Below are 12,948 nucleotides of genomic sequence, written 5' to 3' on the forward strand. Positions count from 1 at the left end.
ATTAATAGTTGTTGTGGATGTAATACAGAACTTTTGTCAGCTCAGTCTTTAATTCACTTGCCGAAATGGCGTAGTTATTCATCAGACAAGAGAAGTGAAGAATTTTTCCACTTTTAGTCAATAGGTAACCACTCAGTGCATTGCTCATAGAAAGGCTCCCTGTTTTGGCATAAATATATGGTGGTTGTCCTTCATCCGCTGGGTACCAATTTCTGATCGTTCCTGACTCACCTCCCGCGGGAAAATAGGCCTTGATTTTATCCAAAGGTACTTCCTCGCGGATCTTGGCGAGTAATGCAATGATGCTTCTAGGCGTAAACATATTCTTAGAGGAAAGCCCGGAACCATCCACCCAAATAGGTTCATCAGGGAGATCAGTAAAGAGATTTTCTTTGGCATACGCAATAGCATCGGCAGTACTAAGTTTATTTTCCAACTGATCTGAGACCAGAAGCAAAAGTTGCTCTGCAAGGAAATTATCAGAGATTTTCATCATCTGAGAATATATGCTATCTGCTGAGGAGGTAAGTAATTTGTTAGGATCTTGTGTGAAGTAAGCAGGATTTTGGATTACGGTTACTTCTTTTTTCAGTTCTTCCGAAAGTAGCTGTGCCGCAAACTCCGCCGAAGTTATAAATGGTATGTCCGTTTCAAATTTAGTTAGCGCCGCCTCTGAAGTCACATAGTAGTCAAACTTGTTTTCAAGATGTTTTCTTCTAAAGCTTGAGCTTGAGTTGCCTTTAGGCTCCGTAAGATTCATGGAGGATTCGAATCGGGGAGGATATATGTTAAATGTGGAATCTCCTTCACTTTTGGCGAAGCGAACAATATCACCATACACAGGCAAAGCAGAGCGCTCTGCGGCATAATAAGCATTGTACCAATCCCAGGACCAGCCTGGCCCAAATGCATCTACCTGGTCAAAATTGTCAAGTAGGAAAAGCTTCTTATCCTGAGCCTTAAGGAAATCCACCGCCACCGTGTTTTTTAGATCAGGATGAAGCAAACTCGGATCTCCTGTTCCCCAAAAAATCAAAGAATCTCCACGTTCTAAATAATTTAAACCATTTACCAGACTGTCTCCCAAAACAGTGTACGAAGTATAGAAGGTGAATAATTTGGTGTTGGAAGCTGGAATGAAGTATTTATCCGAATTGATGTCTACTAGAGTTTTGTCTTTCTCCGGATCCACTAACATAAATCCCAGATGTCCCTTATCAAATACGTCGGATCTGGTAAGGGACTTGTTTATTTTTTGGACTGTGCAGGATGAAAATGCAATCAGTACGGCGAGTAGTGTTTTTTTCATTGGAAATTTATTTCTTTCTCAAAGTAAAATAAAAAAGGTCTCCTGCAATGGAGCAGGAGACCTTAGTAGACTAATTATCTTATTGGTCCCACCAGATTCTGTCAGTGAGGGAAACGCTCGGTACGTTGACTCCGTTTCTACTTACTTCACTATCGGGATATGCAAGTCTTCTAATGTACTCACCACCAAGATCAGGATTCACATTAGCCGGCAAGGTCATATTCTTATATCCATAATCATATCTTCTGGCATCGTTCCATGTTTCAGGATGTAAGAACATTGCTACATATTTTTCCTTGAAAATATCATCGATCGTAAGAGCGGCAGCTCCCATGCTTACACTTGGGTGGGATAGATAAGCGTTTTTATCTTCAGAGCTTACTTTAAGCATGTCCATGTGAGCTTCAATTCCTGCTAGATACGCTTCATATGCTGCAGCTTTGTCAGTTTCGAATGCAGCTTCTGCTTCTATAAATTTCAATTCTGCGAAGGTAGCTATCAATAGCGGAGCTTGGCGGGAAGTGTAATACAGTCCTTCTACCAAAGTAGATCTCGCGCCTTGCTCGGGAGCGTTACCTCTGCCCGCGCCATTAACGGTGCCAATGAATTCGCCATCATCAGTGGTTCCTACCATAAGTGCCAGTCGTGGGTCAACGGTAGGATAAGAAGTCCCATCCAAAGCCTCAATAAATTGCTCAGATATCCACCCAGTCAAAAGCAAATTAGCGTTATCAATGGCATCCTGAGCCCAAGGATTAAACCGCTGCTCGAAGAAGGTGACTTGAGCATTATCATCATTGGAGGTGAATCCCTTTGCCGCAGCTGCCAAGACCTCCGAAGCATTGTAGCCTTCATCACCTTTCATATGGATCATGTATCTGGCTTTTAGTGTATAGGCAAATTTCAACCAAGAATCTATATCTCCGCCATAGATAAAATCATCATCCCCTATAGAGGACGTGGACTCTTTGTTTAAGTTAGCTATTCCCTGGTCCAGTAGGCTCATTACGTTTGCATAAAGCGCTTCATCATCATCATAAGCAGGGGTAACGGTGCTGAAATTAAAACTTTCAGAAAAAGGCACATCTCCAAATAGATCTACTGTCATTCCTAAGTTTAGCGCCATTAATACTTGACCAGCACCTAAGTATTGAAATGCTCCCTCAGTTTCAGCCTTTTCATTCATAGTATACAAGTCTGTCATGACGTTGTATAGATTGAACCACATATTGCTGAAGTTCAACGGATCCATTGTATCGGAGCTGCTGGCAGGGTTTGGAGATGCCAAATATTGCACATAGTTACTTACAGCGCTACCTTCTCTATACACATTGAGGCTGGTTTCATAGGTACTGTTTGCCATCAATCCTGAAATAGGGGCATCCTGTGGATTGTTTGGGTTTTCATTGACATCTAGGTAGGATTCACAAGCCGAAGCTGATAGAATCAAAGATGCTCCCAATATTGCTTTTAATTTATTTTTAAATTTCATCTTTCTAGTCTTTTAGAGGTTAGAGTCCTAGGTTCAAAGTGACGAAATAGCTCTGTACACCTGGGAAACCCAGTCCGGTGAATCCAACAGCATTTCCGCCTGCTCCCGCTGAGAAGGATTCAGGGTCAAATCCGTCCCAAGGTGTTGAGAGAATAATGTTGTTAGCCGCCAAGGAAATTCTGGCTGTTCTAAACGGAGTTTTCTCGAGCACCTCTGGCTGAAGGCTATATGCAAGGGTAATGTTTCTTAGCTTAATGAAGCTTGCATCGTTTACGAAGTTTTCTGAAACTCCCCGATAAGAATTCCTCCAATAACCAGCACCGTAATCTACACCGTCAGGTCCTATGCCTTGTCCCAGCCATACTTCTTTCGTGTTTGGGGAGCCATCTGCAAGAACTCCTGGAAATACAACTGTTTCATTTCTTCTCTCAGAATCTTCCTGCTTACCAAATGCGGAAAGGAAGTTGGCAAACTGATTATATTGCTCTAGACCAGATCTGAAATCTATCAGTAATGATAACTCCAAGCCTTTGTAGGTAAATTGGTTTTTCAATCCTCCGAAAAATTTCGGAATAGCATTTCCAAGGATCAGCTGGTTACCATTTCTCACTGGGAATCCATTTGTTCCTATAACCTGAGTTAGGCCTCTATCCAATACTTCGGAATCTGGATCAGCCCCATCTCTAGCATAAGATGCGCCGTAGATGTTACCGTAAGCTTGTCCTTCTTTGAGAATCATCGTTACTGTACTGCTGGCATATCCAAATTGAGAACCTACTACGATTTGGTCAATACCCTCACGTATACCTTTTACTTCATTTTTATTGGTGGTTAGGTTTGCAGTGACATCCCATCGGAAATTACCTTCCTCGATAGGGGTACCTCCTAATACAAACTCAAATCCTCTATTTTCAATTTCCCCAGCATTAGTGATGTATGAGGAAAAACCAGTTGCATCAGAGATTGGCACAGGAATAATTTGATCTTTTGCATTGGACTTGTAGTAAGTCACATCCAGATTCAATTTATTGTTGAAAAATGCCAACTGTGTACCAAACTCCATCGAAGTTGTTCTCTCTGGCTTAAGGTTGGGGTCACCAAAAGTAGAATTCTTTGAGAATCCAACTTGACCGTTTAAAGGAAATACCGAAGGAGAAACAAAAGTAGCTCCTAAGATATGAGGGTTGGTGTCTTTACCTACCTGCGCCCATGATGCTCTTAATTTTCCGAAAGTAAACCAAGAAGGCATATCGAAATTCTCACTGAACACATATCCTAAATTGACTGATGGATAGAAGAAAGAATTGTTTTCTTTAGGTAGAGTGGATGAAATGTCATTTCTACCAGTGACATTTAAGAATAGAAAGTTTTTATAATCAACCATCAAGTCGCCATAGAATCCTACTAGACGTCGAATGCTTTTTCCTTGACTTCCAAATACTTGAGTGGTGTTGCTGATATTATAAAAGCCTGGAATTACAAAGTTGCTTCCTGATAGTGCAATGCGATCGTACTTTCTTTCAAATACATCATTCCCCAGTCTTAACTGCGTATTCCAAGTGTCGTTCCATTGCTTTTTCAAAGTAATGTAAAAGTTGGAGTTAAGATCTTTACTGGTGATCCTTGATTCCTCGATAAATCCAGTTGAACTTAATGCTTGTTCGCCATCAATACCCATTGGGCCAGGAGTAATCTCTGTACGGCTATCGCTGTAGAAGTCAGTACCTAAGCGATAGGAGAACATAAGCCAATCAGTAGGGCTATAATTAAAATTGATGTTTCCGATAATTCTATTTACATCATCTTCATACGTTGCGAATCTGGCATCATATATCGGGTTGGTGTTTCCACCTGTCGACTTCATGGTGCCATCTTCATTGATATAGTCTGTTACGTCCGTAGTTTCTGACCAATACATCATTCGTTCCAAAAAGCGATCGTGAGGCACCCGGTTACCTCCAGAATTGCTAAAGTTGATTGATCCTGAAAAATTAAATTTTTCACTTGCGGTAACTGTCCCGGACATCTTTGCTGTTGTTCTTTCCCAATTGGAGAAAGGAATGATTCCTTCTTGATCTAGTCTTCCGAATGAGCCATAAAAAGTAGCCTTATCGTTACCACCTGACACACTTAAACTGTTATCAAAGGTTTTTCCAGTGTTAAATGCATTATTCCAGTTATCTTGAAATACATAAGACGGATCATTTTCTTCTGCTATGTTAGCTCCCCATGATGGCCAAAAGCTATCATCATCTCTTTCGCCACTAAATCCTTGTCCATATTGATCCTGCAACTTTGGCATTTTGACGAGTTCGTCAACTCCAAAAGAACTAGAAAAGTTGACCTGAATTTGACCGGACTTCCCTTTTTTAGTAGTAATGATAACAGCACCATTCGCAGCTCTAACTCCATAAAGAGCTGTAGCGGCAGCGCCTTTAAGGACAGACATGGTCTCGATATCATTTGGGTTGATATCTGCAATTCTGTTAGTCATACCGCGGGGTGTTCCAGTAGACTCAACAGTAGAGTTGTCAACCGGAACTCCATCAACTACGAATAATGGCTGATTGTCCGCGCTAGGATCCAATGAGTTGATTCCACGGATAATAATTCTTGCAGATTGTCCAGGAGCACCTCCTGAATTAGTGACTTGAACTCCAGCTACTTGTCCTTGTAATGCATTTACTATATTGGGTTGCTTCGTGGCTGTGATTGCTTCTGCATCAATACTCTGCGCTGCATATCCAAGTGATTTTTTCTCCTGTGAAATACCGAACGCAGTGACAATAATTTCGTCCAGGCTCGATGCCGATGCGGCTAAAACTACATCTAATGTAGTTGCAGATCCTACAGGTAAGCTTTTAGAGTCGAAACCTATAAAAGAAAAAACCAATACAGCATCTTCATTTGGGACTTCTAAACTGTAAAATCCATCAATGTCTGTAACAGTCCCTGTGTTGGTGCCTTGGATCAGGATGCTAGCTCCTGGCAGAGATTCCCCATCTTCTTTTGATGTTACCTTCCCTTTTACGGTCTGTTGGGCATAGAGTGGAATACTCCCCAGAAACCCCAAAAGAAAAAGCAAACTCATTGCGTAGTTTTTCTTCATGTGTTTAGTTGTTTATATGGATTATTAATTGGTTTGCTGTTTTTTACTTGATATCTGGCAAATTCCTGCATTACTATATTGCTACTTGGAGCCAAATAATAATGAGTGAATACAGTTTCCAACGATGGGCACAAAACATGAATTATTATGAAATTCCCATAGTCAAAGCCTTAAAATAAAACCTCAATTGTTTTTTTGGTTGAAATTCGAATGGATTTTGGTCATTCTAACCAGCATTATTCCATAAATTACGAATATTGCATCGGTTATATCAATTTTTTGAGAATCATTTTTAATGAATTGTTGATAATTTTTTTCAATTCAAATAATATTTGCTTGTGCGTGTTTGTGCAGTATTTTATTTCGAATACATGCAATTGTATGCTATTTGACTTGATCAATGACATAAAAAAAGACTGCCTGATGTCAGACAGTCTTCTAGGACTTTCTATGTGTATCTTAATTAATCCAAAGTTTTTATTTCTGTAACTGTTTCGGTAACCACTTTCTTCCCATCTACATAGGTGATTTCCTTTTTAATCTCAGCCTCGCCAGACATAGAATTAGCATGAGGACTTTGACTGATATGGGGAGCTATGATCAGTGCGACAATAGACATTAATTTAATTAAAATGTTCATGGATGGTCCTGAGGTATCTTTAAAAGGATCACCAACTGTATCTCCAGTCACGGAAGCTTTGTGAGGCTCAGACTTTTTGTAATACATCTCTCCATCGATCTCCACACCTTTTTCAAATGACTTCTTGGCATTATCCCAAGCTCCACCTGCGTTGGACTGGAACATTCCCATCAAAACTCCCGAAACAGTCACCCCTGCAAGTAAACCTCCAAGCATTTCCGCTGAGGAAACCTGCTCAAAGACTCCTTGAAAACCAAACCCAACAATTATAGGAGTTATCAAAGCTATGCCACCTGGAAGTAACATTTCCCTTAGAGATGCTTTCGTTGAGATTTCTACACATTTATCATACTCTGGTTTTGCTTTATATTCCATTATCCCCGGGATCTCCCTGAACTGACGTCTTACCTCATTTACCATGTCCATTGCTGCACGTCCCACCGCTGCGATAGCAAGCGATGAGAATATGAAAGGGATCATTCCCCCGACAAACAATGCAGCCAGTACCGGAGCTTTGAAGATATCGATAGCATCGATTCCAGCCACTCCAACAAATGCAGCAAACAAAGCCAAAGATGTTAGCGCTGCCGACGCAATAGCAAATCCTTTCCCAGAAGCTGCAGTTGTGTTTCCCACTGCGTCCAAAATATCAGTACGCTCCCTTACTTCTTCTGGCAATTGGCTCATTTCCGCAATACCGCCTGCATTATCCGCAATAGGACCGAATGCATCGATCGCAAGTTGCATGGCAGTGGTCGCCATCATGCCTGCAGCAGCAATCGCTACTCCATATAGTCCTGCAAAAGCATAAGAACCCATAATGCCACCTGCCAACACAAGGATAGGAAGTACTGTAGACTCCATTCCTACAGCAAGTCCAGCAATTATATTCGTTGCGTGGCCAGTGGCAGACTGTTGAATGATTGATTTTACAGGTCGCTTGCCCATGGCAGTGTAATATTCAGTGATGATACTCATCAGCGTACCTACAACTAGGCCTAAGATGATGGCATAAAAGACATCCATGCTTGTGAAGTCATATCCACGGATAGATAATGTCTCTGGTAACATGTATTTAACTACAAAAAAAGAAGCAACCCCGGTAAATACGATGGAGGACCAGTTACCCATATTCAATGCATGTTGAACATCCCCTTTGTCATCTTTGATAGTCACGAAAAACATCCCCAGAATTGAGAAAACTATTCCTAAACCTGCCAGTACCATAGGAAGAAGGATAGGAGCAATACCACCAAAATTGTCAACTGAAACAATCTCACGTCCCAATACCATAGTGGCCAAAATAGTGGCCACATAAGATCCAAATAAATCTGCTCCCATTCCAGCTACGTCCCCTACGTTATCTCCCACATTATCCGCAATAGTTGCCGGATTTCTCACATCATCTTCAGGGATTCCTGCCTCTACTTTCCCCACCAAATCAGCCCCAACGTCAGCAGCTTTTGTATAAATACCACCACCCACACGTGCAAAAAGGGCAATCGATTCAGCTCCTAAAGAGAAGCCAGCTAATACTTCCAGAGCTTTTTCCATTTCCACACCATTTACTCCTGCACCTACACTTTGTACATACATGCTGTAAAACAGGATAAACAGGGAGCCAAGTCCTAAAACTGCTAAACCGGCAACTCCTAGTCCCATTACAGATCCTCCTGTGAAGGAAACATTAAGGGCATGTTTTAAGCTTGTTCTGGCTGCTTGGGTTGTCCGAACATTAGCTTTGGTAGCGATGTTCATTCCGATGTATCCCGCAAAGGCGGAGAACACCGCACCGATAATAAAAGAAATAGCAATCACTGGACTGGATGTTTCCACGGACATCCCTGACCAAACTAAAAGAATTACTGCGATCACTGCAAAATAGGAAAGAACTTTCCATTCAGCTTTTAAGAAGGCCATGGCACCATCTGCAATATAACCGGCGAGTTCCATCATGTTTTTATCGCCTGTTTCCTGCTTAGTTACCCAGGCAGATTTAATGGCCATCGCAATCAGGCCCACCAGTCCCAATGCGGGGACTACATAAATTAAAGCTTGTTCCATAAGGTGTTAGTACAGTTAATTTTGGGTTTTTTAATTGAGCAAATATATAACTTCTCAATTACCGACCAATCGCAGATTATTATTGCATAAATCGTATTAATTGCAGAATTTATTGGAGAATGATCAAAGAAAAGTCTTTTTTCTTCCATCGGCTATAAAAAAAATCTAGAATGGGTGGGGATTTGGTAAAAGAGCAGAATATTTGAACTCCATAACTTTTCAAAGATTTCATGAGGTTTAAGGATATAAACGGCTGTAATTAAAAATAAAATAATGCTTCTTTTTCCCTTGAAATTTGTATCGCTCTATTTTTAAATAATTGTACTTCAATTGTTTAAAGATTGATTAGTCAGCTTAAATATTAAATTAGTTATCTTATAGCTTTTAAATATCATCCTTACGCCTGTGTGTATATCTCTCACTAGTTTTGAACATAGAATTAGGAAATTATTTGCGGAGCGGTTAAATCCAGCTGTTTGTTATCACAATTTAGATCATACGTTATCTATTGTAGACAAAGTCAATGAAATAGGTGAATATCATCAATTAGATAAAGAGCAACTTGAGAATCTGTTTTTTGCTGGCTGGTTACATGATGTTGGATATTGGGAAGGGATAGCGATAGAGCATGAGGAACGTGGAGCTAATTTTGCCCAAGATTTTTTGATGGAGTTTGGATTGCCAGAAGCGCGAATAGAAGTTATTTGCTCAGCTATTCGAGCTACAAAAGTTCCTCAAAAACCCCGTAATCTTATGGAATCAATAATTTGTGACGCAGATCTTTATCATTTGAGTTCAGATCAGTTTTATGAGCAAACCTTACTTTTGAAGCAGGAATTTGAGCAATTAAATAATCAGTCCGTAGATCTGCTGGGTTGGTTGAGAAACAGTGAGAAATTCATGAAAAGTCACCACTATCACTCTCCTTATGCACTGAAGTTTTTACAGCCTGGCAAGGATGAAAATTTTCAATATCTTCTTTCTAAAATAGATGAATTAGCTAAGGCGAGCCTATAAAAAAGAGTTAATACGATAAGCCTTCCAAGTATCTTTCGAACCCTTTGGGCTGCTGGTAGGGGTGGTCAGGATTGAAATAATTCCAAACTAGATTTGAGATTTTTCTTGTCAGAACCCACGCTTCATTTTTATAATCCCAACTTTCATCCTTATTGTTTTTTGTAAAAATCGCACAGACATAATCGCCTTCAGGTGAATTCACCAGGAAAACTTCAGACCTAGAAGCATTCACCATTCCTTGTTTGCTGGCTACATTCACGCTGGCAGGAATACCTGACACAGCGTAGTCTGTATAAAAGGTATTAGAGAGTAGACGGTACATTTGTTCAGATGCTGCTGGACTGATTATTTCCCGATTGTTTAACCGGATTAGGATATCCGCCATTTCTTTGGGGGTTGTTTGACCCCATCCATATTTTTCCCAATTACTTTCTCTTCCTGCTGTCCTGCTATTCACTCTGGTGTATGTATATCCAAGCTGTTCCATTAAGTGATTTATCTGAACGCCCCCTCCGGCAAGTGCTTGATTCCAAAGAGATGTAGTATTGTCAGAATAACTCAGCATAAGTGCGAGCAAAGTACTTAAGTCAGTTTGTGTGGAATCTTTAAAAAACTGCATAATTCCAGAACCTCCATATCTAATCGAGTCCCGATATACCAGCGGTTCGTGATAGTGAAGTTCTCCTTTTTCTATTTTGTCAAATACTCCCAAAAGAATTGGGATCTTTACGATGCTGGCTGTAGGAAATATTGAATCTGCATTTATTTCTACTATAGAACCAGTTTTTAGATTTTTTATATAAATCCCGATATCTCCATTAAAAGTCTTTTTCAGTTCATTAATAGAAGAATCTAATTGGTGATCAATTTCAGTCTGAGCCTGAATCACAACAGTAAAGATCGAGAATAGAATGAATAAGAACAGCGCGCGATATAATGCCATGGATATTGGGTTGATGATTCAAATATGTAAAATTATGAATGCTATTGGCAAGTGAGAGTGTTAGAGGCTGGATTTCTTGCGCTTTTACACCATAATAAATACAGGAACGGCCATCGTGATAGTTTCGTGATGATTAGATTATAACTTACCGCATCGCATTATTTTTAAGATGAAAAAAGTATTAATAGTAGAAGATGATCCCAATATCAGTCAGCTGATACAGATTCACCTGAAGGATTTGGGCTATGAAATTAAAGTAAAGAATAATGGTAGGGAGGGATTTGAATCCGCCAATGCTAATTCTTTTGACCTGATCATTCTTGATATCATGTTACCCGAAATGGATGGGATTGCTATTTGCCAGCGTCTGCGGGCATTGGATAATTTCACTCCAATTCTAATGATCACTGCAAAGTCTGAGGAAATAGATAAGATCATAGGCCTGGAATCCGGAGCAGATGATTACATCACTAAGCCATTTAAGATTCGGGAATTTATAGCACGTGTAAAAGCAATTATGCGTCGTCAGGATCAATTTGCCATGCTTGCCGCCAATGAGGTGAAGCTGATCAAATTTGAATCTTTGGAAATAGACGAGAAAAAGAGGAAAGTTATTCTACTTCACAAAAGAGTTGATCTCACCCCTAAGGAGTTCGATCTCTTAGTACTCATGGCCAAAAATCCCGGAAGAAGTTATTCGAGAGGGGAGCTTCTTGAATTGATCTGGGGCTATGATTTTTCGGGTTACGAGCACACCGTAAATGCACATATTAACCGGCTTCGTGCCAAGATAGAAAAGGATCCAAACAACCCAATTTATATTCTCACTACCTGGGGTGTAGGATATCGATTCAATGATGAATTTTAAACAATAGTCATGAAAAGTTTATTTCTGAGAATTTCCCTAATATTTATTCTTGTATTGTTAATTGTTGGCTGCTCCTATGTTTTCATCACTGCGATCACTGCTCAGCGCTATTTCCAGGAAACTACTCAGCGATTAAACGCCACGGTAGCAGAATATATGATAGATGAAGTTAACCCATTCGAAAACGGGGAAGTTAATGAGGCTGCACTAGGGACTATCATGCATTCCATGATGGCAGTGAACCCTGGAATTGAAGTGTATCTGCTGGATCCTACTGGAGAGATTCTTTCTTTTGTGGTATTTGATCAATTGGTCAAGCTGAAGCGCGTAGATCTTGCGCCAGTAAAAGAATTCATTGCTGCCAAAGGCGATGATTTTGTGATGGGAGATGATCCTCGAAATCCCGGTGAGAAGTCAGTTTTCTCCGCAACTGCTGTATATGAAGGTGAAAAACTTTTGGGTTATGTATATATTATTTTAGCCAGTGAGAAATATGAAACCATTTCTTCCGGTGTTTTGGGTAGCTATTGGATGCAGCTGACATTCAATTCCATTTTGATTACACTCATTGTAGCATTGCTGATAGGTTTGGTTTTGATCGCTTGGTTGACAAGGCATCTGCGATCCATAGTAAAGACCGTGGAGCGATTTAAAGATGGAGATATGAATGCCAGAGTACCGCATAACAAAACCAATTCAGAATTTGCCGTGCTTGGAGAAACCTTTAACCATATGGCGGATAGAATTCTTGATAATATAGAAGAACTTAAGAAAGTAGACAGTCTGCGAAGAGAATTGATTGCCAATGTTTCCCATGATCTTCGAAATCCATTGGCCATCATCAATGGCTACATCGAAACGCTACAGATGAAGGGAGAAACACTTTCTGCTGAGGAGCGAGACAACTACTTAAAAATTATTGGAAATAGTACAGATAAATTGACGAAGCTTGTTGCCGATCTTTTTGATTTGTCAAAACTGGAGTCGGGTCAGATGCAAGTGAAGAAGGAGAACCTGAATGTTAATGAACTACTTCAGGACAGCAGTTTGAAGTATGAACTTTTGGCTAATTCTAAAAACATCTCTATAGTAAGTTCTATTTCCTCTTCACTTCCGTTGGTCAAAGCGGACCTTTACCTGCTAGATCGCGTGATCCAAAATCTGCTAGACAATGCAGTAAAATATACACCTCACAATGGCGAGATCAGTATAGAGGCTCGGGAAGTTTCGGGTGCTGTGGAGGTGAAAATCAAAAACTCTGGGAGAGGTATTCCTCAGGAAGATTTGGAGGCGATTTTTGATAGGTATTACATGATAGACAAGGAGCGGCAAGGTGTGGAAGGATCAGGATTAGGTTTGGCGATTGTTAAGAGAATCTTGGAAGTGCATGGCTCGGAGATTCATATAGAGTCAGATTCTAAAACTTATACAGAATTCATTTTCGAGCTGCTTGCTTAATTCCTTAGTAAGAGTTTGGATTAATTATTAAATAGTTTGATATTTCAA

The 12,948-nt window shown here is 40.2% G+C and carries 8 protein-coding genes; 3 read left to right on the plus strand and 5 right to left on the minus strand.

All coding sequences use genetic code 11. The features are described 5' to 3' along the window. Nucleotide 1: 1 nt before the first annotated feature. From AACZ73_RS14505 to AACZ73_RS14520, 4 genes are all read right to left on the minus strand, one after another. A complete protein-coding gene (locus AACZ73_RS14505) occupies nt 2-1,309 on the minus strand; it encodes a D-alanyl-D-alanine carboxypeptidase (protein ID WP_339878908.1) in 1,308 nt (435 codons plus the stop codon). Between the two features lie 79 nt (nt 1,310-1,388). Further along, entirely contained in the window at nt 1,389-2,801 is a 1,413-nt protein-coding gene (locus AACZ73_RS14510) for a SusD/RagB family nutrient-binding outer membrane lipoprotein (RefSeq protein WP_339878910.1), read from the minus strand. 19 nt (nt 2,802-2,820) lie between these two features. Next, the gene (locus tag AACZ73_RS14515; protein ID WP_339878912.1) at nt 2,821-5,910 is read right to left on the minus strand and encodes a SusC/RagA family TonB-linked outer membrane protein; all 3,090 of its coding nucleotides are present in this window, start codon (nt 5,908-5,910) and stop codon (nt 2,821-2,823) included. A gap of 463 nt (nt 5,911-6,373) precedes the next feature. Beyond that, entirely contained in the window at nt 6,374-8,614 is a 2,241-nt protein-coding gene (locus tag AACZ73_RS14520) for a sodium-translocating pyrophosphatase (protein WP_339878914.1), read from the minus strand. 405 nt (nt 8,615-9,019) lie between these two features. On the opposite strand from AACZ73_RS14520, the gene AACZ73_RS14525 reads away from it, so the two are divergent. Beyond that, on the plus strand, nt 9,020-9,631 hold the full coding sequence (locus tag AACZ73_RS14525) for an HD domain-containing protein (protein ID WP_339878916.1): 612 nt from the start codon (nt 9,020-9,022) through the stop codon (nt 9,629-9,631). A 7-nt stretch (nt 9,632-9,638) separates the two neighbouring features. Here AACZ73_RS14525 and AACZ73_RS14530 read toward each other — a convergent pair whose 3' ends face one another. Next, complete coding sequence (locus AACZ73_RS14530) at nt 9,639-10,574, minus strand: serine hydrolase (RefSeq protein WP_339878918.1); 936 nt, start codon at nt 10,572-10,574, stop codon at nt 9,639-9,641. A 169-nt stretch (nt 10,575-10,743) separates the two neighbouring features. Between AACZ73_RS14530 and AACZ73_RS14535 the strand changes: the two genes are divergently transcribed. Further along, a complete protein-coding gene (locus AACZ73_RS14535; protein ID WP_339878920.1) occupies nt 10,744-11,442 on the plus strand; it encodes a response regulator transcription factor in 699 nt (232 codons plus the stop codon). A gap of 9 nt (nt 11,443-11,451) precedes the next feature. Beyond that, entirely contained in the window at nt 11,452-12,900 is a 1,449-nt protein-coding gene (locus AACZ73_RS14540) for a HAMP domain-containing sensor histidine kinase (RefSeq protein ID WP_339878922.1), read from the plus strand. Nucleotides 12,901-12,948: the final 48 nt, after the last annotated feature.

It is taken from the genome of uncultured Algoriphagus sp. (assembly GCF_963974835.1).
Lineage (GTDB): Bacteria > Bacteroidota > Bacteroidia > Cytophagales > Cyclobacteriaceae > Algoriphagus.